Annotated in this window: 19 protein-coding genes; 10 read left to right on the top strand and 9 right to left on the bottom strand. The window is 66.0% G+C overall.

Translation table 11 applies throughout. The annotated features are described in order from the left end of the window. Positions 1 to 72 precede the first annotated feature (72 nt). A complete protein-coding gene (locus ACNJYA_RS13715; RefSeq protein ID WP_172785256.1) occupies positions 73 to 579 on the bottom strand; it encodes a YciE/YciF ferroxidase family protein in 507 nt (168 codons plus the stop codon). 428 nt (positions 580 to 1007) lie between these two features. Between ACNJYA_RS13715 and ACNJYA_RS13710 the strand changes: the two genes are divergently transcribed. From ACNJYA_RS13710 to ACNJYA_RS13675, 8 genes are all read left to right on the top strand, one after another. Next, on the top strand, positions 1008 to 2090 hold the full coding sequence (locus ACNJYA_RS13710; protein WP_172785257.1) for a lysylphosphatidylglycerol synthase transmembrane domain-containing protein: 1083 nt from the start codon (positions 1008 to 1010) through the stop codon (positions 2088 to 2090). 110 nt (positions 2091 to 2200) lie between these two features. Then, on the top strand, positions 2201 to 4147 hold the full coding sequence (locus ACNJYA_RS13705) for a hypothetical protein (RefSeq protein WP_439366626.1): 1947 nt from the start codon (positions 2201 to 2203) through the stop codon (positions 4145 to 4147). A gap of 469 nt (positions 4148 to 4616) precedes the next feature. Beyond that, positions 4617 to 5522: a LysR substrate-binding domain-containing protein gene (locus tag ACNJYA_RS13700; protein WP_172785259.1), complete on the top strand. Its 906-nt coding sequence runs from the start codon at positions 4617 to 4619 to the stop codon at positions 5520 to 5522. Positions 5523 to 5645: 123 nt separating this feature from the next. Next, a complete protein-coding gene (kdgD, locus tag ACNJYA_RS13695; RefSeq protein ID WP_439366625.1) occupies positions 5646 to 6590 on the top strand; it encodes a 5-dehydro-4-deoxyglucarate dehydratase in 945 nt (314 codons plus the stop codon). Between the two features lie 22 nt (positions 6591 to 6612). Beyond that, positions 6613 to 7971, top strand: coding sequence for a glucarate dehydratase (gene gudD / locus ACNJYA_RS13690; RefSeq protein ID WP_439366624.1), 1359 nt, complete (start codon positions 6613 to 6615; stop codon positions 7969 to 7971). Positions 7972 to 7994: 23 nt separating this feature from the next. Next, the gene (locus ACNJYA_RS13685; protein WP_439366623.1) at positions 7995 to 9443 is read left to right on the top strand and encodes an aldehyde dehydrogenase family protein; all 1449 of its coding nucleotides are present in this window, start codon (positions 7995 to 7997) and stop codon (positions 9441 to 9443) included. Between the two features lie 118 nt (positions 9444 to 9561). Further along, positions 9562 to 11103 (top strand): galactarate dehydratase, encoded by a 1542-nt coding sequence (garD, locus tag ACNJYA_RS13680; protein ID WP_439366622.1) that lies wholly within the window; start codon positions 9562 to 9564, stop codon positions 11101 to 11103. Between the two features lie 188 nt (positions 11104 to 11291). Beyond that, complete coding sequence (locus ACNJYA_RS13675) at positions 11292 to 11561, top strand: hypothetical protein (protein WP_246572062.1); 270 nt, start codon at positions 11292 to 11294, stop codon at positions 11559 to 11561. 55 nt (positions 11562 to 11616) lie between these two features. On the opposite strand, the gene ACNJYA_RS13670 is transcribed toward ACNJYA_RS13675, so the two are convergent. From ACNJYA_RS13670 to ACNJYA_RS13660, 3 genes are all read right to left on the bottom strand, one after another. After that, positions 11617 to 11970 (bottom strand): hypothetical protein, encoded by a 354-nt coding sequence (locus ACNJYA_RS13670; RefSeq protein ID WP_212260264.1) that lies wholly within the window; start codon positions 11968 to 11970, stop codon positions 11617 to 11619. A 277-nt stretch (positions 11971 to 12247) separates the two neighbouring features. Further along, positions 12248 to 12841, bottom strand: a complete 594-nt coding sequence (locus ACNJYA_RS13665; RefSeq protein WP_212260262.1) for a DUF2147 domain-containing protein — start codon at positions 12839 to 12841, stop codon at positions 12248 to 12250. 222 nt (positions 12842 to 13063) lie between these two features. Next, positions 13064 to 14092, bottom strand: coding sequence for an NAD(P)/FAD-dependent oxidoreductase (locus ACNJYA_RS13660; RefSeq protein ID WP_439366621.1), 1029 nt, complete (start codon positions 14090 to 14092; stop codon positions 13064 to 13066). 182 nt (positions 14093 to 14274) lie between these two features. Between ACNJYA_RS13660 and ACNJYA_RS13655 the strand changes: the two genes are divergently transcribed. Continuing rightward, positions 14275 to 14742: an acyl-CoA thioesterase gene (locus tag ACNJYA_RS13655; protein WP_172785267.1), complete on the top strand. Its 468-nt coding sequence runs from the start codon at positions 14275 to 14277 to the stop codon at positions 14740 to 14742. Between the two features lie 28 nt (positions 14743 to 14770). On the opposite strand, the gene ACNJYA_RS13650 is transcribed toward ACNJYA_RS13655, so the two are convergent. Both ACNJYA_RS13650 and ACNJYA_RS13645 read right to left on the bottom strand, forming a co-directional pair. Beyond that, on the bottom strand, positions 14771 to 15091 hold the full coding sequence (locus tag ACNJYA_RS13650) for a 2Fe-2S iron-sulfur cluster-binding protein (RefSeq protein ID WP_008143731.1): 321 nt from the start codon (positions 15089 to 15091) through the stop codon (positions 14771 to 14773). A 165-nt stretch (positions 15092 to 15256) separates the two neighbouring features. Continuing rightward, entirely contained in the window at positions 15257 to 15631 is a 375-nt protein-coding gene (locus ACNJYA_RS13645; RefSeq protein ID WP_439366620.1) for an Hpt domain-containing protein, read from the bottom strand. Positions 15632 to 16027: 396 nt separating this feature from the next. Between ACNJYA_RS13645 and ACNJYA_RS13640 the strand changes: the two genes are divergently transcribed. Further along, the gene (locus ACNJYA_RS13640; protein ID WP_439403103.1) at positions 16028 to 21736 is read left to right on the top strand and encodes a negative regulator of septation ring formation; all 5709 of its coding nucleotides are present in this window, start codon (positions 16028 to 16030) and stop codon (positions 21734 to 21736) included. Between the two features lie 362 nt (positions 21737 to 22098). On the opposite strand, the gene ACNJYA_RS13635 is transcribed toward ACNJYA_RS13640, so the two are convergent. Genes ACNJYA_RS13635 through ACNJYA_RS13625 form a run of 3 tightly spaced genes read right to left on the bottom strand, consistent with a single transcriptional unit; the run spans position 22099 to position 24907 of the window. Beyond that, positions 22099 to 22971: an MlaD family protein gene (locus ACNJYA_RS13635; RefSeq protein ID WP_212260255.1), complete on the bottom strand. Its 873-nt coding sequence runs from the start codon at positions 22969 to 22971 to the stop codon at positions 22099 to 22101. A 29-nt stretch (positions 22972 to 23000) separates the two neighbouring features. Beyond that, positions 23001 to 23771 carry an ABC transporter ATP-binding protein gene (locus ACNJYA_RS13630; RefSeq protein WP_172785270.1) on the bottom strand — a complete coding sequence of 257 codons (771 nt, stop codon included), beginning with the start codon at positions 23769 to 23771 and terminating at the stop codon, positions 23001 to 23003. Positions 23772 to 23773: 2 nt separating this feature from the next. Further along, positions 23774 to 24907, bottom strand: coding sequence for an MlaE family ABC transporter permease (locus tag ACNJYA_RS13625; RefSeq protein WP_439403102.1), 1134 nt, complete (start codon positions 24905 to 24907; stop codon positions 23774 to 23776). Positions 24908 to 25008: the final 101 nt, after the last annotated feature.

Raw genomic sequence — 25008 nt, 5'->3', positions numbered from 1 at the left:
ACCACGGCAGCGGGAGGCGAGCAGGCAAAAGCGCCGCGCGGAATATCGCGCGGCGCTCGTGGTTACCTCTTCTCAGCTCGCCGCGCGCAGATTCACCTTGCTCTCGGCGAGGGTCGTCAGCTTCTTGTCGGTCGCCTTCTCCTCCTCGAGCGTCTTGGCGAGCACCGTCGCACAATCATTGCGGCCGAGCTGCTTGGCCCAGGCGATCAGGCTGCCGTAGCGGACGATCTCGTAATGCTCTGCGGCCTGCGCCGCATTGATCAAGGCCGCGTCCAGCACCGCCTTGTCAGCGACTTCGCCGGCGGTCTCGTCGGCTTCCTCGATGATGCCGTCGATGGCCGGGCAGTCGACCGCCTTCACCGCGACGCCGTGCATCTTGAAGACCTCCTCGAGCCGAGCAACGTGCTGCTTGGTTTCCTCGAGGTGCGTCAAAAAGCCCTGTTTCAGCTGCGGATCAGTGGCCTTGCTCGCCATCTTCGGCAGCGCCTTGGTGAGCTGCTGCTCGGCGTAATAGATGTCCTGGAGCTGATGCACGAACAGGTCGTTCATGGTCTTGATGTCTTTTGTGAACAGTCCCATCGTTCCGATCCTCTCGGGTCTTGGGAACACGGCGGCGCCGGCTTTGCACGAAAAGCCGCATATTCCGCCATGTTCGATTGCTGATGGAGCCTAACGACCACGCGGCATCGACGTTCCAAAAAGGCCGATACCGCTTGCGCTGGAACAATGCGGACCGCGCCAGGATTTGACACCGTGTCGGCACAGTGAAGGCGCGAATGGAGCCGGTTTTCACGACTCATATGCTTAACGCGCCGCCGATATGAACTGCGTATGACAAAGTTGCCGGCCGAACGCAGAACCTATTGTTGTCAAGGGCTGCACAAGCCGCTGATTTTGCCTTAAATGAGCTGGATCATGCCTCGCGATCGATGCCTGCCTTTGGCCGTGATCGCACCCGACCGGCCAATGCCTGGCCCGGTCGCTCTTGCCCCCCGCCGGGAGGATGAATGCACGGACTGCTGCCCGCGCTGAAACGCGGCTTCAAGAGATGGATCGGCTGGCGACGGCTCGGAGTTGCCGCGAGCATCTTCATCATCGCCTTCGCGATCACCACGCTGGTGCGGACCCTAAAGGGCATCGATACCGGGGTCATCCTGACCGCGTTGACCGAGATTCCCCGCGGCAATATCGGCCTGGCGGCGATCTGCGTCTTCTTCGCGTTCTGTACGCTGACCTTCTACGATTTTTTTGCACTGCGAACGATCGGCAAGAAGCACGTGCCCTATCGCATCGCAGCGCTCTCCAGCTTCACGTCCTATTCGATCGGCCACAACATCGGAGCCACGGTCTTCACCGGCGGCGCGATCCGTTTCCGGATCTATTCGGACTATGGGCTGAACGCGATCGACGTCGCGAAGATCTGCTTCCTGTCGGGCCTGACCTTCTGGCTCGGTAACATCTTCGTGCTTTCGATCGGCATGGCCGTCCATCCGGATGCGGCCTCCTCGATGGATCAGCTGCCCTCGTCGCTCAACCGGTTGATCGCCCTCGGCGGACTCGCATCGATCGGGGCTTATCTCGTCTGGCTCTGCATGGGCGAGAAGCGCCGCGAGCTCGGCCAGAAGGGCTGGAAGGTGGTGCTTCCCTCGGCGCCGCTGACCTTGGTGCAGATCCTGATCGGCGTCGTCGATCTCGGCTTCTGCGCCACGGCGATGTACCTCTTGATGCCCTCCAACCCGCCAATCGACTTCATGTCGCTCGCGGTCGTGTTCATCCTGGCGACCCTGATCGGCTTTGCCAGCCACGCCCCCGGCTCGATCGGCGTATTCGATGCGGCCATGCTGGTGGCGCTGCCCCAGTTCGGCCGCGAGGAGCTTCTGGCGACGCTGCTGGTGTTCCGCATTCTCTATTTCGTGATCCCGTTCGGCCTCGCCATCTCCATCATGGGCACGCGCGAGCTCTGGATGAATGTGGTCGCGCCGTGGCAGGAGCGGCGGCGGCTGGCGGAAGCCTGCGCGCAGGCCAACCTGCCCAAGGAGGTGACGCCGATGGAGCGCGAACGCCTGCTGCGGCAGGCCAGCAAGCGCTGAGCCGCCAAGAGCCGTCAAGCGCCCCCCCGGAAATCATCGGGCAAAGGTTGCAGGCCGGGGCGCAATCCTCTCTTATTTCCGCCTCAACTTTGCCGTTGAAGACGCGGGCCATGATCTCAGTATTCCTTCGTACCCTCTCCGCAGGTACCGTGCTGCTTGCCGGCATGCTGTCAGTCCTGCCCGAGCGCGCCGCCGCGCAGGACGGCAGCCTGCAAATCAGCTGGGAGGTGCGTAACCGCTTCCGCCTGTTCCGCGAGGAGCGCGACTTCCTGCTTCATGTCGAGAACGCGCGTAACCGCAGCATTCTGGCCGCCGAGCAGTCCCTGGAGCTCCAGAGCGAGGGGCGCGGCTGGGCCCGCAACATGGTCAACAGGCTCTGCATCGACCTGCAGGGCCGGGTCAATCAGCCCTGCACCCGCGACAACGTCAAAGAGAACTACATCACGCCGATCGACCATCCGGTCACGGTGCGCCTGACCGGCGCGGTGCCGGTCGGCGCCACCTGCGCCTGGTCGTTCGATGACGGCGACGGCCCGCAGGCCTCGACCTTCGACTGCGCCGAGCCGGTCAATTTGCGCGTCCGCTACGGCAAGCAGACGGTTGCGACCGTCGATGTCTCCGCCGGCTCCGATCCGACCCAGCGGGTCCAGACCGAGATCCAGGTGCGCGACATCTTCATCGCAGGTCTAGGCGACAGCATCGCCTCCGGCGAAGGCAATCCGGACCGGCCGCTGGCGCTGTCGGACGAAGGCTTTTGCTTCCGCTCCTATCTCGGCACCGCGGGTGCGCAGTACTATCGTCCGAGCCGCCACGGCTTCAAGGGCGGCCGCGCCTGCGAGGCGCCCGATACGCTCGCCAATTGGCAACGCTACAGCGCGCTCTGGTTCAATGCGCCCTGCCATCGCTCGCTCTACAGCTACCAGGCCCGCACCGCGCTGGCGCTCGCGGTGCGCTACACCCACATCGCCGTGACCTTCCTGCCGCTCGCCTGCACCGGCGCCAGCATCGGCGACGGGCTGCTCGGCTCCCAGCGCGCCCGCGAATGCCCGCCCGGCAAGACCGGCGTCTGCAACACCAGCGTGAACGCGCAAGTCGCCGAGCTGCGGGAAGCCGTCACCGCGGCGAAGAAGCGCCAGCCCGAGCGCACGCTCGACCTCGTGCTGCTCTCGGTCGGCGCCAACGACGTCTATTTCTCCGGTCTCGTCGCCGACGTCATCGTCGACACCGCGACCGAGCGCGCGCTGTTCCGCCGCTCCGGCGTGATGGCGAGCGTCGACGATTCCCGCGATGCGCTCCAGCGCGAGCTGCCGCAGAATTTCGTCAAGCTGCGCGAGGCGCTGAAGCCGCTGGTCGGCGGCGACCTCTCGCACGTGGTCTATGTCTCCTACGCCAATCCTGCGCTCGCCGAGGGCGGCGCGCCCTGCCGCGGCGGCCGAGCCGGCTTCGACATCCACCCGTCCTTCAACACCGATCCGCAGCGCCTCGCCCGCGTCTCCGCCTTCGTCGACACCGAATTCCTGCCGCAGCTGAAAGGGCTCGCCACCTGCACCCGCGGTGCGCTGTGCCGCGATCCCGAAGCCGACCGCATGACCTTCGTCGACGCGCACCAGGCCGCATTCGCCGAGCACGGCTTCTGCGCCCGTTCCACCAACGATCCCGAATTCGACCGCAGCTGCTTTGCCGAGAACGGCCAGAGCTTCAATCCCGATATCGTCAGCGCGGCGAGCCAGCCGATGCTGTGCGGCCGCGGCGCCTCGGAGTACCGCGCCTACCTGCCCCGCGCGCGCTGGGTCCGCGACGCCAACGACAGCTATTTCGCCGCGATGACCTATCCGCAGGGCCTGCCGGCGGCGAGCCAGCCGACCGACATCCACGACGCGACCTGGGGCGTGCTCTCCGCCGTCTACGGCGGAGCGGTGCATCCGAGCGCCGAGGGTCACGCCGCGATGGCCGATGCGGCGCTGCCGGCGGCGAGCGCCGCGCTCGGGCTCGATGCGGTGCCGCCGAACGTGACGCGCGGACTATTGCCGCAGCTGCTGCCGAGCGCGCAGCAGTAGCGCGCCCAAGCGCCGCAGCTGCCGCTTCACCCGTCATTGCGAGCGCAGCGAAGCAATCCAGAGTCGCTCCGCGGAAGGACTCTGGATTGCTTCGTCGCAAGGGCTCCTCGCAATGACGAGCCCGTGACGCGCATTCTCGCCGCCTCACGGTCGTTCCCCTCACCTGCCGTTCCATCAATCCAAAAACGGCATCGATCGATGCCGCCTTGAACTTGGACACTTCGCCGCGCGCGCCTCTAGGACTCGTGTCGGGGAAAACGGGCCGAGACTTAAGGGAAGCGCGTGATGAGCGCAGTGGTGTCCCGCAGCGGACGTGAGGCGTCTCGCATCAGGCTGTTCCTCCTGAGGGCTCCCATGGGAGCTTGACCAGGCAACTCAACGGCGGCCCACAAAGCCGCCGTCTTTGTTTTGGGGGTGATCGATGCTAGAAGTGCCGGGGAAACGCCTTATCCATCTAAGGCATGTATCGATGTTCGACCTCAACCAGCTCCGCTGTTTCGTCACGGTGGCGGAGGAATTGCATTTCGGCCGCGCCGCCGCACGGCTGAACATGACCCAGCCGCCGCTGTCCCGGCAGATCCAGGTGCTCGAGCACATCATCGATGCGCCGCTCTTGGAGCGCACCAGCCGTTCGGTGCGCCTGACGCCCGCGGGGCGTAGCTTCCTGCCGGAGGCGCGGCGCATCCTCAAGCTTGCCGAGAGCGCCTCGCAGGTCGCCCGTCGTATCGCGCTCGGCAAGACCGGCTCGCTCAAGATCGGCTTCACCGCGGCCGCGGCCTATGGCTTCCTGCCCGAGCTCGTCGCCGCCTGCCGCGCCAAGCTGCCCGAGGTGGACTTCTCGCTAAAGGAGATGGTGTCGGGCGACCAGTTCGAGGCGCTGACCTCGGGCCAGATCGACGCCGGCCTGCTGCGGCCGCCGATCGCGCGGCCCGAACTTGCCAGCCGCCGCGTCGTCGCCGAACCGCTGCTCGCGGCGATCCCGAAAAAACATCCGCTGGCGAATGCCGACGGCATCACCATCAAGGATTTCGACGACCAGCCCTTCGTGATGTACTCGCCCTATGAGAGCCGTTACTTCCACGATCTGCTGGTGGCGCTGTTCACCCGCGCCGACGTGCTGCCGCGCTACGTCCAGCATCTCAGCCAGATCCACTCCATCCTCGCGATGGTGCGCGCCGGCCTCGGCCTTGCCATCGTGCCAGCGGCGGCGGCGAACCTGAAGATCTCCGACGTGCGCCTGCGGCCGCTGAAACTGCGCACCCGTGTGCCCGTCGAGCTCTTCATGGTGTGGCGGCGCGAGGACGAGAACCCGCTGCTGTCGGCGCTGGTCAAGATCGCCGGCGAATTGTCCTCCGCGGAGCCGGCCGAGGATTGATGCTCAATCCGCATCGGTCGATATAGGCTTTGGCTTGGACGCGCATCGAACGGTCTCCTAAACCACGGCGCATGGACGCGCGGCCTCTGCTTGCGTCCTCCGCAACACGACAAGGGAGCGCCCATGAGCAAGATGACCCCGCAGGAAATGGCCCAGAAGATCGGATCGGGCCTCCTGTCCTTCCCCGTCACGCCGTTCAAGGCGGACCATTCCTTCGACGAGGCGACCTACCGCGCCAACATGGACTGGCTGTGCGGTTATGACGTAGCAGGTCTCTTCGCCGCAGGCGGCACCGGCGAGTTCTTCTCGCTGACGCCATCAGAGGTTCCGCAGGTCGTGAAGGTCGCCGTCGACGAGACCAAGGGCCGCGTGCCCGTGCTCGCCGGCACCGGTTACGGCACCGCGATCGCCCGCGAGATCGCCATCGGTGCGGAAAAGGCCGGCGCCGACGGCCTCTTGCTGCTGCCGCCCTACCTCACCCATTCCGAACAGGAAGGCCTTGCCGCCCATGTCGAGGCGGTCTGCGCCGCCGTGAAGATCGGCGTGATCGTCTACAACCGCGACAACGCGATCCTGCAGCCCGACACGCTCGCACGCCTTGCCGAGCGCTGCCCGAACCTCGTCGGCTACAAGGACGGCATCGGCGACATCGAACTGATGACCCGCGTCTACACCAAGCTCGGCGACCGCCTCACCTATGTCGGCGGCCTGCCGACCGCCGAGACCTTCGCGCTGCCCTATCTCGACATGGGCGTGACGACCTATTCCTCGGCCGTGTTCAACTTCGTGCCGGAATTCGCCACCAACTTCTACGCCGCGGTGCGCAAGCGCGACCACGCCACGATCCAGGCCGGCCTGAAGGATTTGATCCTGCCGCTGATCGCGATCCGCAACCGCAAGAAGGGTTACGCGGTCTCGATCATCAAGGCCGGCATGAAGGTGATCGGCCGCGATTCCGGCCCGGTCCGTCCGCCGCTCACCGATCTCACCGAGCAGGAGATGGCGGAGCTGACCGCGCTGGTGCAGAAGCTGCCCGCCGCACGATCGTCACAACAGGCTGCAGAATAAGGACAACAGGGAGGTGCGTGCGATGGCCCAGACTGAGATTTCCGGCGCGTCAGTCGCCGGTGCACCTGTGGTCACGGCGATGCAGGTGATCCCGGTCGCGGGCCGCGACAGCATGCTTCTCAACCTGAGCGGCGCGCATGCACCGTTCTTCACCCGCAATATCGTCATCCTCACCGACAATGCCGGTCACACCGGCGTCGGCGAGGTGCCGGGCGGGCAGAAGATCTGGCAGACCCTCCAGGACGCGCGCGACCTCGTGATCGGCAAGACGGTCGGCGCGATGAACAACATCCTCGCCGACGTCCGCACCGCCTTCGCCGATCGCGACGCCGGCGGCCGCGGCAAGCAGACCTTCGACCTCCGCGTCATGATCCACGCGGTCACCGCGATCGAATCCGCGCTGCTCGACCTGCTCGGCCAGCATCTCGGACTGCCCGTCGCCGCGCTGCTCGGCGAAGGCCAGCAGCGGAGCAGCGTCGAGACGCTCGGCTATCTCTTCTTCGTCGGCGATCGCCGCAGGTCGAAGCTCGACTATGTCACCGGCGAGACCGGCAAGGCGGAATGGTTCAACCTCCGCCACCAGGAGGCGATGATGCCCGAGACCGTGGTGCGGCTGGCGGAGGCCACCCACGATCATTACGGTTTCGCCGACTTCAAGCTCAAGGGCGGCGTGCTGCGCGGCGAGCAGGAGATCGAGGCCGTCACGGCCATCGCAAAACGTTTCCCGAACGCACGCGTGACGCTCGACCCCAACGGCGCCTGGTCGCTCGATGAGGCGATAAGCCTCTGCAAGAACATGCACGGCATCCTCGCCTACGCCGAAGACCCCTGCGGCGCCGAGGCCGGCTTCTCCGGCCGCGAGATCATGGCCGAGTTCCGCCGCGCCACGGGCCTGCCGACCGCCACCAACATGATCGCCACCGACTGGCGGCAGCTCTCCCATGCGCTGCGGCTCGGGGCGGTGGACATCCCGCTGGCCGATCCCCATTTCTGGACCATGCAAGGCTCGGTGCGCGTGGCCCAGACCTGCCGTGACAACGGCCTGACCTGGGGCTCGCACTCCAACAATCATTTCGACATTTCGCTCGCCATGTTCACCCATGTCGGCGCCGCCGCTCCCGGCAAGGTCACCGCGATCGACACCCACTGGATCTGGCAGGACGGCCAGGCCCTGACCAAAGAGCCGCTCCAGATCAAGGGCGGCAAGATCGCCGTCCCAGACCGCCCGGGCCTCGGCATCGAGATCGACCGCACCGCCGTCGAGGCCGCGCACGAGCTCTACAAGAAGCATGGACTCGGCGGCCGGGATGACGCTATGGCCATGCAGGACCTGATCCCCGGCTGGACGTTTGACGACAAGCGTCCCTGTCTCGTCCGTTAAAAACGTTCCCCTGGAGGAAAAAGATGACAGCAATCCTGAAGAACTTCATCGGCGGCGAATGGGTCGACGGCTCCGGCATCACCAGGAACATCAACCCCTCCAACACCAATGATCTCGTCGGCGAATACGCCAAGGCCGACAAGGCGCAGACCGAGAAGGCCATCGCCGCCGCGAAGGCCGCCTTCCCCGCCTGGTCGCAGTCGACCCCGCAGGCGCGCTTCGACGCGCTGAACAAGATTTCGCTCGAGATCCTCGCCCGTAAGGAAGAGCTCGGCCGCCTGCTCGCGCGCGAGGAAGGCAAGACCCTGCCTGAAGGCATCGGCGAGGTCGCCCGCGCCGGCCAGATCTTCGCGTTCTTCGCCGGCGAAGCGCTGCGCCTGATCGGCGAGAAGGGCGCTTCGGTGCGTCCCGGCCTCGACGTCGAGCTCACCCGTGAGCCGGTCGGCGTCGTCGGCATGATCACGCCCTGGAATTTCCCGATCGCGATCCCCGCCTGGAAGATCGCGCCGGCGCTCTGCTACGGCAACACGGTGGTGTTCAAGCCGGCCGAGCTGGTGCCGGGCTCGGGGCACGCGCTGTCCGAGATCATCACCCGCTCCGGCATTCCCGCGGGCGTGTTCAATCTCGTCGTCGGCTCCGGCTCGGTGGTCGGCCAGACCCTGCTCGAGCATCCTGACGTCGCCGCGATCTCCTTCACCGGTTCGGTGCAGACGGGACGCAAGATCGCGCAGGCCTGCGTGCTCTCGAACCCCATGAAGAAGTTCCAGCTCGAGATGGGCGGCAAGAACCCGTTGGTCGTGCTCGATGACGCCGACCTCAAGACCGCCGTCGAGGTCGCCGTCAACGGTGCCTATTTCTCCACCGGCCAGCGCTGCACCGCCTCCTCGCGCCTGATCGTCACCGAAGGCATCCACGACCGCTTCGTCGCGGCCGTGGCCGAACGCCTGAACAGCCTGTCGGTGGACGATGCGCTCAAGGCCGGTGTGCATATCGGCCCCGTGGTCGACCAGAGCCAGCTCGACCAGGACCTGCGCTACATCAAGATCGGTCAGGACGAAGGCGCCAAGCTCGCTTTCGGCGGCGAGCTGCTGAAGCGCGAGAATCCCGGCCACTACCTGCAGCCGGCGCTGTTCACCGAAGCCAACAACAACATGCGCATCGCGCGTGAGGAGATTTTTGGTCCGGTCGCCGCCGTCATTCGTGCCAAGAACTACGAGGAGGCGCTTGCCATCTCCAACGATACCGAGTTCGGCCTCGCCTCCGGCATCTGCACCACCAGCCTGAAATACGCCTCGCACTACAAGCGCAACAGCGAGTCCGGCATGGTGATGGTCAATCTGCCGACCGCCGGCGTCGACTATCACGTGCCGTTCGGCGGCCGGAAGGGCTCGAGCTACGGCGCCCGAGAGCAGGGCTCCTACGCACGCGAGTTCTACACCACGGTGAAGACGGCTTATACGTATCCGGGTTGAGATATCTAGACGTCGTAGGGTGGGTTAGCGCAGCGTAACCCACCTCTTCCGTTTCTGCGGACACAGACAGTGGTGGGTTACGCTGCGCTAACCCACCCTACAATCCCGGAGCCCGCAGATGGACCAGGACGTCGCAGCGAAAGAGCAGCCCCGCTACATCAAGCTCAACGAGCGCGACAATGTCGCGATCGTGGTCAATGATTTCGGGCTCCCCGCCGGCTCGCGCTTCGCCAGCGGCCTGACGCTCCGCGCCTTCGTGCCGCAGGGACACAAGACCGCGCTGGTCGACATCGCCGAAGGCGAACCGATCATCCGTTATGGCGAGATCATCGGCTACGCGCTGTCGCCGATCCTGGCCGGTGAATGGGTGGACGAGGCGCGCATCCGCATGCCGGAGGCCCCTGCCCTCGACAAGCTCGAGATCTCCACCGCCATCCCCGCGCCGCTGCCGCCGCTCGAAGGCTTCACCTTCGAAGGCTACCGCAATCCGGACGGTTCGGTCGGCACCAAGAACATCCTCGGCATCTCCTCCTCCGTGCAATGCGTCAAGGGCACGATGGAGTATGCTGTGAAGCGCATCCGCGCCGAGCTGCTGCCGAAATATCCCAACGTCGACGACGTCGTGCCGCTGACGCATGCCTATGGCTGCGGCGTCGCCATCACCGCGCCCGACGCTGTCGTGCCGATCCGCACCCTGCAGAACCTCGCGCTCAACCCCAATTTCGGCGGCGAGATCTTGGTGGTCGGCCTCGGCTGCGAGAAGCTGGCGCCGGAGCGGCTGGTGCCCGAAGGCGTGAGCGATGCCATCGTCCGCATGCAGGACGAAGCCTTCGACGGCTTTGGTGCCATCGTCGATGCGATCATGACCCAGGCGGAAGCGCGGCTGAAGGTTCTCAACACCCGCAAGCGCGAGACCTGCCCCGCCTCCGACCTCGTCATCGGGCTGCAATGCGGCGGCAGCGATGCCTTCTCCGGCGTCACCGCCAATCCCGCTGTCGGCTTCGCCGCAGACCTGCTGGTCCGCGCCGGCGCCACCGTGATGTTCTCGGAAGTGACGGAAGTGCGCGATGCCATCCAGCTGCTCACGCGACGCGCCATCAACGAGGACGTCGGCCGCGCGCTGGTGCGCGAGATGGCCTGGTACGATTCCTATCTTGCCCGCGGGGGCGCCGACCGCAGCGCCAACACCACGCCCGGCAACAAGAAGGGCGGCCTTGCCAACATCGTCGAGAAGTCGCTGGGCTCGATCGTCAAGTCCGGCTCGAGCGCGATCGCCGGCGTGCTCTCGCCCGGCGAGAAGGCAACGCAGAAGGGCATGCTGTTCGCGGCGACGCCGGCAAGCGACTTCATCTGCGGCACGCTGCAGCTCGCCTCCGGCATGACGCTGCAAGTCTTCACCACCGGCCGCGGCACGCCCTACGGCCTTGCGGCAGCGCCGGTGATCAAGGTCGCGACGCGCAGCGAGCTCGCACGGCGCTGGAAGGACCTGATCGATTTCGACGCCGGCAAGATCGCAACCGGCGAGAAGACCATCGAGGAGACCGGCTGGGACCTTTTCCGCCTGATCCTCGACGTCGCCTCTGGCCGCACCAAGCCGTGGTCGGATCGCTGGGGCATCCACAACGACCTTACACTGTTCAATCCCGCGCCGGTGACCTGAGACCGCAAGCGCCTTTCGCGAAACCGTCCGGAAATATTGGCGCGGAAAACTTCTTCCGCGTTTCGTCCCTTCGCATCAAGCAATCAATATCTGCGCCGAAGGCAACGGGATTGTTCGCGCACGAGCGAACCTGTCGCGGCACCGCGGCGACCAAACCTCCGATTGACATTTTCCACGGAGATTTTCCAATGCGCGTTCTCTCGATGATTGCCGTTGCCGGCGCCATGATTGCGAGCTCGGCCGCCGCGTTCGCCAGCGAGCTTCCCTCTTACGAAGTGACGTCGTTTCCGATCACGGCGACGCAGGTGCAGGTGCTCGGCGGCGCCGGCGTCGAGGAGCAGTCTGCAAGCCCTGCGATGACCGTCGCCGGCATGCCGGCCTCGCCGGTGCAGGTCTCCGTGCTGTCGCCGCGGATCAAGCAGCTCGCGAGCGCGGGTTCGAACAAGCAGGCGCACTAAGCTCGCCTTTGTCATTCCGGGTTCGGCGCCGCGCGCCGACCGGAATGACGCGCGTCTACGTCATGCTGCCCGGCATGAAGCAGCGCACGCGCGGATGGCCGTCGACATAGTGCTTCCACACCATGGTGCGGCCGATCTTGTTCGGCACGGTGATCACGGCGCCGTCGGGCACCACGACCCACTCCTCGTCGATGCGCACGCGGTAGCGGCCGCGATCGGACTCCCAATCGACATCGGCAATGACATAGCCGTCGGCATCCGAGCAGCATTGCCCGAATTCGCTATGCAGACTCTCGAACCAGGGCTTTAAGGGCGAGTTGGCGAAGCGGCCGTCGTCGCGCGCCAGCGCCGAATGCGTCAGTACCGTCAGCCCCAGCAGCACGGCGGCACACTGTCTTGCAGGTCTCATGTGGTCTCCGCGATCGAAGTGATCACCGCGGGGCAAACGCTGCCGTCCGCCCTCCGCATGGTGCGCGGGCGTGGAGACGGCGACTCGCTCCCCCAGCAGCTTTGCCAACAGCTATGCAAATCCAGCGCCAGCGCGCATTCCGGGGAACTACTGGCAAGGTTCCGAGGCGCATTCGCCCTTCGGCGAAGGTGGTCGCACAGGCTGGAGATCCGGTGGCGGGGAAGACCCCTACGCCAAGGCGAGAGCTATTGAGGCCGCGCAGTGCCGGCCTGCGCCCTTATTGCTTTGCCGGCGCCATTGTGGCACCGCCCTTCTTCGCCGCGGGCGCGGGTTGCTTCGCGGCTGCGGCCTGCGCCGGCAAGTATTTTGCGACGATGGCAGGATCGACCTGCGCGATGTAGGCATCCGGCAGACGCGTCCAGGTCTCGTCCTTGCCGAGCAGCGCGATGCCGAGATAGCCGCGCAGCGTCAGGGTCTGGCCGTCGGGGCTGACCCGCATGTTGGCCTTCCAGATCTGGCCGTCACGCGGATTGAGCACGTTGCCGCCTTCGTACTTCAATCCTTCGCGCTTCATGTTGCGGACGAAGGAGATGCCGAGCACCGGCGCGTTCTTGCGATCGTCGGTGCACTTGGAGCAGACCTCGTTCGGATCGTCGGTCGGCCGCGGGAAGGTCTTGGCGATCACGCCTTCGAACACGCCACTGCGATCGATGAAGAGAAACCATCCGACCGTCTTGCCGTCTTCGACCTTCTGCCAGAGGCCCGCCGCCGTGGGCTCGGCGGTCTGCGCCGCGCACGGCCTCACCATCGCGAGTGACAATGCGAGCGCGAGGAAGGAGAGCAGCCGAGAGCTGGAAACGAGAGTCCGCATTATCATCACCTTGCTGAGCCAATCACCTTGCTGAGCCAAGACTTCGTTGAGCCAAGACTTCGTTGAGCCAAGACTTCGTTGGGCCAAGACCTTGCTAAGCCAACACTTTGCTAAGCCAAAAATTTGGCCAAGCCCACGACCGGAATGGCCGCAGACTACGGCGATTTCGCGAACGGTTCCAGCACCAGAAACATGGGGCATCGCCGCCCCGGAACGCTTCCGTCAGTTGACACCAAGCTTCTTTTGCAGGCTGGAGGACGAGGTCGTGTACTGGAACACGAGCCGCTTCTCCGGATAGACATAACGATGGGCTTTTTGCGACATCAGCGCGCCCTCGTGGAAGCCGCACAGGATCAACTTGATCTTGCCGGGATAGGTGTTGATGTCGCCGATCGCGAAGATGCCTGATACGTTGGTCTCGAACGCGGATGTCTCGACCGGCACCAGATTGTTCTCCAGCGCAATGCCCCAGTTCGCGACCGGGCCGAGCTTCATGGTCAGCCCGAAGAACGGCAGCATGGTGTCGCAGGCGATTTCGGTGATGCTGTTGTCGTTGCCCTTGACGGTCGCGCCGGCGAGCTTGCCGTCGGCGCCGGAGAGCGCGGTGACCTGGCCGAGCCGCAGATCCATCTTGCCGCCGGCAACCAGCGCGCGCATCTGCTCGACGCTGTGGGGCGCTGCGCGAAACTCGTCGCGCCGATGCAGCAGCGTGATGCGCTTCGCAATCGGATGCAGATTGAGCGTCCAGTCGAGCGCGGAATCGCCGCCGCCGACGATCAGCACGTTCTTGTCGCGGAACGTCTCCATCTTGCGCACCGCGTAGTGCACCGAAGTACCTTCATAGGCCTCGATGCCCGGCACCGGCGGACGCTTGGGCTGGAACGAGCCGCCGCCGGCCGCGATCACCACCACCTTGCATTCGAACACCTTGCCGGCATCGGTGGTGCAGCGAAACAAAGGATCGCCGATCTTCTCCACGGTCTCGACCATTTCGCCGAGATGGAAGGTCGGATGAAACGGCTTGATCTGCTCCATCAGCGCGTCGGTCAGCCCCTGCCCCGACACATGCGGAATGCCGGGAATGTCGTAGATCGGCTTTTCCGGATAGAGCTCGGCACACTGGCCGCCGACCTTGTCGAGGATGTCGACGAAGTGCGTCCTCATGTCGAGAAGGCCGAGTTCGAAGGCGGCGAACAGACCGCACGGGCCGGCGCCAATAATCAGCACATCTGTTTTGATCACGTCGCTCATGTCGTCTCTTTATCGGTAGTTATCGGTTGGACGGCGCCCGTTGGGCAGAGGTGACCCTGCCTGTCTAGCCAACGGGGATGGAACAGGGAAGGCATAAAAGCGGGTTCGCCCCGCAGCCGCGCCCACTTGCCGGGCCAGAATAACTGGGCTGTAACGAGCATGGATATGACGGAGATCAACCGGTGAACGCACCAGCCCGCCTCGACACGACCCCGCACCTCGAGGACTTTCCGTTTCGCCTCAGCGACAACGTCCGGTTCGGCGACTTGGACCCGAACCAGCACGTCAACAACGCGGTCTACGCCACTTATTTCGAGACCGGCCGTGTCACGCTGATGAAGCTTCCCGAATACGGGCTGACCCCGCCGGGCCTGGCCTGGATCATGGTGCGGCTCGACATGCACTTTCGCGCCGAGCTGCACTGGCCGAGCACGATCGAGCTTGGCCTCGGCGTGGTCAAGCTCGGGCGAACGTCGGTGACATTCGAGCAGGTCGTGTTCTCGAACGGCACGTGCATTGCGTCGGCGACGTCGGTCGGCGTCCTGCTCGACGAGGCCACGCGGCGACCCGCGCCGCTGACCGCAGAGGTGATCGAGAAGCTCAGACCCTGGCACAAGCGCGGCATCGAGGTCGCGCCGCCGAGCATCTAGTCTACTTGGATAGCCTGCTTGGAGACGATCAGGCCTGGCGCTCGGGCGTCGCCACGACGAGACCGTCGAGCTCGTCGGAGACCTTGATCTGGCAAGACAGGCGCGAATTCGGGCGCACGTCGAAACCGAAGTCGAGCATGTCCTCTTCCATCGGCGTCGGGCTGCCGACCTTCTCGCGCCAGGCTTCGTCGACATAGACATGGCAGGTCGCGCAGGCGCAGGCGCCGCCGCATTCGGCCTCGATGCCGGGAATGCTGTTGCGGATCGCAGCTTCCATCACGGTTGCGCCGTTCTCGATTTCCACCGTGCGGGTTTCGCCCTTGTGGTCGACAAAGTGAATCTTGGCCATGTGTGCTCGTGCTGCCGCGGTGCTTTGAATGAAGGAGGGTCCCGGCTGTCCTATAACGGGTCGATCAGCCCGGCGCCATAGCGTTTTGTTGCGAATTGAATCCCGCTTTGCGGGAAGAAAACGCGTCAAAACAAGCGACTAGAGCCCGGCTCCGGTCGTATCGGCTCAACGCTTCAGCATCGCCGCGATGGCGGCACGGGCCTCGGCCACCGCCTCCTTCAATGCGGCCAAGGCATGGGGCCGGCCCTGGCCTGTCCGGATCGCAGTCTCCAGGCTGGCTGCGGCATCGGCCACCGCAAAGGCGCCGATCCCGCGCGCCGAGCCATTGAGCTTGTGCGCGAGCGCGCCGGTCTCGGCCGGCAACGCTGTCATCGCCGCGAGCAGACGGGCCGCCTGCTCCGCGAACATGGCCAGCACTTCCTGCTCCAGCTCGGCATCGCCGAGCGTCATCCGGGAGAGGTGATCGAGGTCGAGCGGGCTGTCGATCGGCGCAAGCGGGGGCGAAGGCATCCAGTCCATCCGTTGCAGTTCAGGCGTCATGGCGCAGGCCCCGGCATCGCGCGACGGCCGCCGGTCCGGCGGTCAGGTTCCCCTCACCCAAGCATGGAAATGGTTAACGAAATGTTTGGGGAAATTGACGCAGATCCGCCGGTTTATTGACGAAAAGTTGCCGCAATCCGCCGAGTCCAGTGGAGAATTGCATTGATTGCTAAGGCGTTACGGCCCGATCCTGTTAACGATGATTAAGAATGTCTTAATCGCGGGCATTTCATTCGCGACGCTCTGCCAATAGGATGTTGCAGAAATTGGCGGACAAGCCGTTCGGGTGGGGACGGCTCGGAGATCCGCGCAAGCGGCATGATCCGGTCTGTGGGCTTGCGCCGCGCGCAGGGCTCGCGGGGGGACGCGTACAAGTAACGAGGGCTCGGACTGAACATGGCGAACACTCCGAAAAAGGTCAAAGACCCTACAGAAGTTGCGCTTTCTGCGATTCAGGAAGCCCTGAACATCAGCGACACGGCGGCCGATACCAGCCGCAACGCCGCGATGCGCAACGAAACGGCGCCCCCGGTGCCGCCAGCCGCGCCACCGGTGTTTGACGATCCGAACTTCGAGCCGCGCCCCGCCGCGAACGAACGGTCGACCGTGTTCGACCCGGTCGAGGAGCCGCGCACCGCGCGCCGTCCCGCCAATGACGACCGCGAGACCATCGGTCAGTTGCTCCAGGCGCTGCAGAAGGGCCGCCCTGCCCGCAGCGTCTACACCTTCGCCACCATCTTCGCCGGCATCTGGCTCGCCGCCTGCGCGGCGCTGACCGTCGGCTTCCTGCCCTCGATCCAGGCTGCCATGGGCCAGAGCGGCGGCGTGCTCGTCATCGCCGGCCTCGTTGCGATGTTCTTCGCGCCGATCATGCTGTTCTACTTCCTCGCCAGCCTCGTCTGGCGCGGCCAGGAAATGCGCATGATCGCGCAGGCGATGGCGCAGGTCGCGATCCGCTTCTCCGAGCCGGAAGGCTCGGCCGCCGATTCCATGGTCACCGTCGGCCAGGCCATCCGCCGCGAGGTCGCGGCGATGGGCGACGGCATCGAGCGTGCGATTGCGCGCGCCGGCGAGCTCGAGACGCTGGTTGCCAACGAGGTCGCCGCGCTCGAACGCGCCTATTCCGACAACGAAGTCCGCATCCGCGCTTTGCTTCAGGACATCGCGCATCAGCGCGACAATTTGGTCGGCCAGGCCGAGCAGGTTCGCAGCGCCATTTCCGGCGTGCAGATCGACCTGCGCCACGACATCGCGCTGATCTCGGACGCGATCGCCTCCCGCGTCGACGAGGTCGCCAAGTCGATCACCGGCGCGCTGGAAGAGCGCGGCGCCCACATCACCCAGGCGCTGAGCAACGCCGGCGACAACATGATCCTGGCGCTCGGCGAGCGCGGCGGCGACCTGCTCGACCGCCTCGAGGAAGCCAGCAACGAGACCACGCGCGCCGTGCTCGACGCCAGCGAGCGGCTGACCACCAGCCTCAACTTCAAGACCGGCCACGTCCACGACGAGTTCGTCGACCTCGCCGATCGCGTCCACGAGATGCTGAACGAGCGCATCGACCGCATCACCGGCGAGTTCGAGCAGCGTTCCGCCGCGATCGTCGACGGCATCTCCGAGCGCACCGAGCAGGTGCACGACAGCCTGAAGAACTCGTCGGACTCGCTGCTGCTCGAGCTCGAGCTGCGTTCCAACGACATCTCCGCCAAGATCGATGATGCCGGCAACCGCCTCGCCGGCCAGATCATGACGAGCGGCGACAAGGCCAGCGAAGCGCTCGACGCCACCGTCAACTCCCTGGTCGCCAAGGTCGTCAGCCAGACCGAGACCGCGCACGATTCACTGTCGCTGCAGATGAGCGCGTTCGACGAGCTGGTGAGGAACCAGGGCACCGAGCTGGTCGAGAAGTTCGCCCGCGACTCCGGCACGCTGGGCGCGCTGATCACCCGCCACATCTCCGAGTTCGACCGCACCGTGAAGACCTTCGGCGGCGAGATCGTCGAGCGCATGGGCCAGCGCACGCAGGACATCGCCGAGACGCTGAAGACCTATGTCGACAATTTCGACACCCGCTTCACGTCGAACGGCGGCCAGATCACGGCGGTGCTCGACCAGCGCCTCGCGCAGTTCGAGACCACGATCGGCGAACGCGTCGGCAATATCGACGCCTCGCTGAACGGCAAGATCGCCAGCCTCGACGGCACCATCGAAGGCCACATCAGGACCTTCGACGAGCAGCTCGTCGGCCGCGTCGCCGCGCTCGAGCAGTCGTTCGACGGCCGCGCGAAGTCGATGACCGAAACCATCGACGGACGCATCAACACGCTGGCGACGTCGCTGACCGACGGTGCCGCGCAGGCGATCCAGTCGATCGACTCCCGCCTCACCCACCTCACGACCTCGCTGACCGGCGGCGCGTCGCAGGCCATCGAAACGATCGATGCACGCCTCAATCACCTCACGACGTCGCTGACCGATGGTGCGTCGCAGACGATCCAGTCGATCGACACCCGCTTGACGCACCTCACGACGACGCTCACCGGCGGCGCCACGCAGGCGCTCGAATCCATCGACGCCCGTCTCACCTACCTGACCACGTCCGTGACCAACGGCGCCTCGCAGGCCGTGCAGTCGATCGACACCCGCCTCACGCTGCTGAGCTCGACGCTCACCGACGGCACCGCGCAGGCGATCGAGGCCGTCGACCGCCGCATCACCGGCGTCGCCGAGATCATCGACGGCCGCAGCACGCATCTGACCGACACGGTCACGGCACGTTTCCAGGAGATCCAGCAGGCCATCGAGACCAAGGTCGGCTCGGTCGCCAGCGACATCGACGTGCGCGTGGCGCAGTTCGAGGACCTGCTCGGCTCGCGCGTCGAGGCCGTCGCCGGCCGCATCGAAAGCAGCGGACGCCAGGCCAGCGAGGACATGATGTCCCGCGCCGAGATGATCTCGACTGCGATCCGCTCGCATGTCGAGGACGCCGAGCGCTCGCTCACCAACCTCGTCGTCAACACCAGCGAGACGATCCAGACCGGCGCGCGCACCGCCCAGCAGTCGCTGCTGACGGTCTCCTCCGACGTCAACGCCCAGCTCAAGATGACCTCCGCCGAGGTCGAGCAGGCGCTGACCGCGGTCGGCACCGGTGCGGCGAACTCGATCCTGACCAGCGCCCGCGAAGCGCAGTCGACACTGGTCGCGGCCTCGGGCGAAGCCTCCACCCAGATCAAGGGGCTCGCGGCCGACGTCGAGCGCACGCTGTCGGCGGCGGGCTCCGCCACCGCGGCCTCGATCCTGGCCGGCGCGCGCGAGGTGCAGACCACCCTCGTCACCGCGTCGTCGGATGCGGCCAACCAGGTCAAGACGCTCACCGCCGACGTGCAGCGCTCGCTGTCGATGGCCGGCACCGCCACCGCGGAGTCGATCACCGCCGGTGCCCGCGATGCGCAGAGCACGCTGATCGCGGCCTCGACCGAGACCGCCAACCAGATCAAGGCGCTGTCCTCGGACGTGCAGCGTTCGCTGACGATGGCGGGCACCTCGACGGCCGAGACCATCATGAGCGGCGCCCGCGAGGCCCAGAGCACGCTGGTGACGGCGTCCTCGGACGCGGCGAGCCAGGTCAAGTCGCTCGCGGCCGAAGTGCATCGCTCGCTCTCGCAGGTCGGCCAGTCCACCGCCGAGACGATCACCACCAGCGCCCGCGACGCCCAGAGCACCCTGCTCGCGGTCTCGGCCGAGCAGACCAGCCAGGTCCGTTCGCTCGCGGCCGAGATGCAGCGCGCGCTGGCGACCGCCGGCGGCGCCACCATCGAGGCGCTCACCAGCGGCGTTCGCGAGGCCCAGGGCACGCTGATCTCCGCCTCGACCGATGCAGCGAGCCAGATCAAGTCGCTGACGACGGACATCGAGCGCACGCTGACCGCGGTCGGCGCCGACACCGCCTCGACCATCCTGAACAGCGCGCGTGAGGCCCAGATCTCGCTGACCTCGACCTCGGCCGACGCCGCGAGCCAGATCCGCACGATCTCGACCGAGATCGAGCGCACGCTGAGCGCGGCCACCGCCAACGCCACCAACGACATCCAGACCAGCGCGCTCAACGCCCAGAACGCGCTGATCTCCGCCTCCAACGAGGCGAGCTCGCGCGTCAAGTCGAGCTCGGCCGACGTCGAGCGTTCGGTGCTCGCCGCCAGCTCCAGCTTCGGCCAGGCCATGACCGGCAAGACCGACGAGATCGTCACCTATGTGCAGCAGCAGGCCGACCGTCTGTCGAACATGATCGACGCCAAGCGCGGCGCGCTGGTCGACGCGATCGGCTCGAAGACGAGCCAGCTCACGCTCGACATCGACCGCGTCACCTCCGACGCGCTGAAGTCGATCGAGACGCGCGGCCAGGCCTTCTCGCAGACCATGATGGGCAACGGCTCGGAAGTCGCCCGCACCATCAACGCCGCGAGCGAGGTCGCCACCAGCGCGGTCAGCAAGTCGCTCAAGGATCTCGAGCAGTCGTCGCGTTCCGCGATCGACCAGTCGCGCCAGGTCTCGATTGCGGCCGTCACCGAGATGCAGGAGACCAGCAAGATCCTGCGCACCGACACGGTCGCCCTGTTCGAGCGCCTGCGCGAAGGCAACATCCTGCTTCAGGAGGTGCTGACCGGTGCGCACGACAATCTCAACTCGCTCGAGCGGGCGCTGGTGACCCGCGTCGCCGACTTCGTCTCGGCGATGAACGACGTCACTTCGCGCAACGGCGCGGCGACGCAGAACCTGGAAGAGCAGCTCAACGTCTTCAACAGCAAGACCACGAAGGCGCTGCAGGATCTCGGCGAGCTGTCGACCCAGTTCGACAAGCACGGCCAGGCGCTGGTCGAGGCCGCCCAGGTCGTCGAGCAGAGCAACAAGAACACCACCGCCTCGCTCGCCGAGCGCAAGCAGGCGCTGGAATCGCTCGTCACCACGATCGACCTGCGCACGGCCGATCTCGACCAGCGGCTGTCGCGCTTCACCGGCCTGCTCGATGAATCGCTGGCGGCTGCCGAAGAGCGCGCCCGCGACATCGCCCGCGTCGTCGCCGAGACCGCCGGCGCCGGCTCGGCCGCGATCACCCGCCAGTTCGAGGCGGTGCGCGCGGCATCCGAAGAGGAGCACCGGCAGACCATCGAGGCCATGCACGACATCTACCGCCAGACCACCGATGAGGCGGATGCGATGTTCAAGCAGTCGACCGAGAAGTTCACCAACCTCGTCGCCAGCATGAAGCAGATGGCTTTCGAGATGCACAACGAGCTCGAAGCCACCCGCAACGAGCTGCGCCGCGGCGTGCTCGAGATGCCGCAGGAGGCCGCCGAGAGCACGGCGCAGATGCGCAAGGTGATCGTCGACCAGATCGAGGCGCTCGCCGAGCTCAACCGCATCGTGGCCCAGCACGGCCGCGGGCTCGACGTCACCACGGCGGGCCGCGCCAGCGTGCAGCGCCAGGAAGAGCCGGTGCTGGCCGCCGTCGGCAGCCGCGCGCCGGAGACCCGCATGCGCGACATCGGCAGCGCTTCGACGCTGCCGCCGCCGGACCTCGGCATGCCGGCCGCGCGCCGCACCGAAGCGCCGCCGGTCGCGCCCGGCAACAACGACCAGAACCGTGACGGCTGGCTGTCGGACCTGCTCAACCGCACGGACGCCAACCAGGGCGCTCCGAACGGCCGTGAGGCTCCCCGTGGCCGTGCTGCTGCCCCTGCACCGCAGCCGCAGGCCCCGCAGGCAAGCAGCAATCCGCTGGAATCGCTGTCGCTCGACATCGGCCGGCTGATGGACCGCAACCTCGCCGCCGAGATGTGGGACCGCTACCAGCGCGGCGAGAACAAGGCCTTCACCAAGCGCCTCTACACGCCCGCCGGCCAGAAGGCCTTCGACGAGGTCGCCCGCAAGTACCGCGCCGACCGCAACTTCAAGGGCACGGTCGACCGCTACGTCGCCGAGTTCGAGCGCCTGCTCGACGAAGTCGCCCGCGACGGCCGCGGACCGCAGGAGCTGCGCAGCCACCTGATCTCGGAGACGGGCCTGGTGTACACGCTGCTAGCGCACGCGGCTGGCCGCCTGGGGTAAGCGGCCGATAGCAACGAACAGCGAAAGAAAACGGAGGCCTCTCGGCCTCCGTTTTTGTTTGAGTGCGTCATCCGCGCTCTCGTGCCCCGGACGCAGCGCAGCGCTTCTTAGCGGTGCGCTGCAGAGCCGGGGCCCACGCGGCATCGTACGGTGTGGCTTTCTGGGTCCCGGCTCTGCGCAGCAACGCCAAGAGCGTTGCAGCGCGTCCGGGACACGGGTCGCAAGCTCGTCATTGCGAGAAGCGAAGCGACGAAGCAATCCAGACTGCCTCCGCGGCGGCAGTCTGGATTGCTTCGCTTCGCTCGCAATGACGGCGGAGAGAGCATGCGCCCTCTCTCATCTCGTGCGAACGCTCCCGCCACCTACCGCCTGCCGCTCGCGGCGGGCGCCGGCTTGGGCGGCTCGGGCGGCGGGGCGGGTTGCGATGAATTGCTGGCGCCGAACAGGACGCGGGTCGGGTTGCGGTCGAAATTGTTCACGGCACGGCTGATGTCGCCGAGGGTGCGGCGGCCGTCGGCCATCAATGCGCCGGAGCGCTTGTCGAAATCGTCGGCCAGCTCGCGGATCGACTTCACCGCCTGGAACAGCTCGCCGCCGTCCTTGCCGCCGGCCAGCGTGTTGAGGCCGAGCATGAGGTTGTCGGCCTTGAGCATGACGCCGTCGACCTTCGCCATCACGCCGTCGATCTTCTCGGAATTGCGCGCCAGCGAGTTGGTGAAGGTCTCGAGGTTCTTCAGCGAGTTCTTCACCGAGTCCTGATTATCCGCGACGATCTTGTTGATGTTCTGCAGCGTGGCGCGGATCGCCTCGGTGACGTCCTGCAGCTTGTTGGGGTCGGCGGTCAGCGTCGGGATGCCGTCCTGGTCGAGCGGCGGCGGGGCTGCAGCCTCTTCGCCGCCCTTGAGCGAGATCGCGGCGACACCAGTGAGGCCCTGGAATTCGAGGCCGACCAGCGTGTCCTTGCGGATCGGAGCGTTGTTTTCGATCATCGCGAGTGCGACAACCCGCCGCGGGTTGTCGAGCTTCACGGAGACCACCTCGCCCACCCTGATACCGTTGAAATTGACGCTGCCGCCGTTGCGCAGGCCCGCCGCGGGCCCCTCGAACACGACGCGAAGCGGGCTGCGCTGCTTGGTGGTGTGCAGCGACTGAAACCACAGCACGAAGCCGACCGCGGCGGCGATCACCGCCAGCGTGAACGAGCCGATCAATATGTAATTCGCCCGCGTTTCCATCAGGTGCTCCGGCTACTCAACCCAGCTACTCAACCCATGACCGCGCGGGCGCGCTTGCCATGGAAATACTGCCTCAGCCAGGGATGCTGCGAGGCCTGCATGTCGGCGATCGACCCTGCCGCAATGATCTTACCGTTCCCTAAAACGGCGATGCGGTCACATGCGGTGTAAAGGCTGTCGAGGTCGTGGGTTACCATGAAAACGGTCAGCCCCAAAGTGCGCTGGAGGGTCCGGACCAGCTCGTCGAAGTCGCCGGCGCCGATCGGGTCGAGGCCGGAGGTCGGCTCGTCCAGGAAGACGAGGTCGGGATCGAGCGACAGCGCGCGCGCCAGGGCCACGCGCTTGATCATGCCGCCGGAGAGCTCCGACGGGAAACGCTCGGCGACCTCGGGCTTGAGGCCGACCATGGTGAGCTTGGCCATGGTGATCTCGTCCATCAGCCGCTGCGAGACGCGCAAATATTCGCGCATCGGAAACTGGATGTTCTGCCGCACGGTCAGCGAGGAGAACAACGCGCCCTGCTGGAACAGGACGCCCCAGCGCCGCTCGACGTTGCGCCGCTGCGACGTGCTCGAGGAATCCAGGTCGACGCCGAACACTTCGATGGAGCCTGCGACCTTCGGCACCAGGCCGATGATGGTGCGCGTCAGCACCGACTTGCCCGCGCCGGAGGGACCGACGAAGCCCAGGATCTCGCCGCGCTTGACGTCGAGGTTGAGCCCGTCGAGCACGCGCGTCGCGCCGAACTGCACGGTGATGTCGCGGACGCGGATGATCGGATCCTGTATCTCGCCTGCCATCGTCACATCCCGATCGAGGCGAAGAAGATGGCGAAGATGCCGTCCATGACGATGACGAAGAAGATACCCTTCACCACCGACGCGGTGGTGTGCTGACCCAGCGATTCCGCGCTGCCCTGCACGGCCAGCCCTTCGACGCAGGCGACGATGCCGATCACGGCCGCCATGACCGGCGCCTTGACGATGCCGACGATGAAATGATCGATCGAGATGGCATCGCGCAGGCGCAACAGGAACGCCTCCGGCTGAACGCCGCCATAGAGCCAGGCCACCAGACCGCCGCCATAGAGCGCGGCCATGGCGCCGAGGAATGCCAGGATCGGCAGCGCCAGCACCAGCGCCATCATGCGCGGCAGCACCAGCACCTCGATCGGATCGAACCCCATGGTGCGCAGCGCGTCGATCTCCTCGCGCATCTTCATCGAGCCGAGCTCGGCGGTGTAGGCGCTCCCCGAACGGCCCGCGACCATGATCGCGACCAGCAGCACGCCGATCTCGCGCAGCACCAGGACGCCGAGCATGTCGACCACGAAGATGTCGGCGCCGAAACGGCGGAAATGGAAGATACCTTGCTGCGCGATGATGCAGCCGATCAGGAAGGTGATCAGCACGATGATCGGCACCGCGCGCCAGCAGACCTGCTCCATGTGATGCACGGTCGAGGTCAGGCGGAACGAGCGCGGATGACTCAGGACGCGAAACCACGCCGCGAGCACGGCGCCGAGCATGTCGACGAGGCCCGCCACCGTGCCGGCGACGCCGGCCACGGCCCGGCCGATCTGCTCCAGCATGCCGGAGATGGTGATCGGGTTGCTGTCGACCACGGCCGCCGCCCTGACCCGCCGCACCTCGTCCACGAGGCTGGAATAATTGGCGGACAGACCCGCAATCTGCGCCTCGACAGGTCCCTTGGTCAGGCTGCGGCGCAGCCGCTCGATCAGCCAGGCGCCGAACGTGTCGAGCTTGGCGACCTCGGAGACGTCGATGAAGATGCTTTGCGGGGTGCCTGCGAGCTTCTCGGCCTCAGTCACCATCCGCTCCAGGACCGGCGCAAAGCTCGCGGTCCAGGTCCCGGTGGCGCACAGCGCCAGCGCGTTGCCCTTGGCAATCCGTTCCAGCTTCGGATCGCCACTCATGTCCGCTCCCGTGCCGGGGCGGAGAAAATCAGATGGTTGCGCACGCGCCCTTACCCAGAGAAGGTATCCCCAAGTGGTTAATGTTAGTTGCTAGAGGTAAC

Source organism: Bradyrhizobium sp. BLXBL-01, from assembly GCF_051853025.1.
GTDB lineage: Bacteria > Pseudomonadota > Alphaproteobacteria > Rhizobiales > Xanthobacteraceae > Bradyrhizobium.
This window is presented reverse-complemented; position numbering and strand designations above follow the sequence as displayed.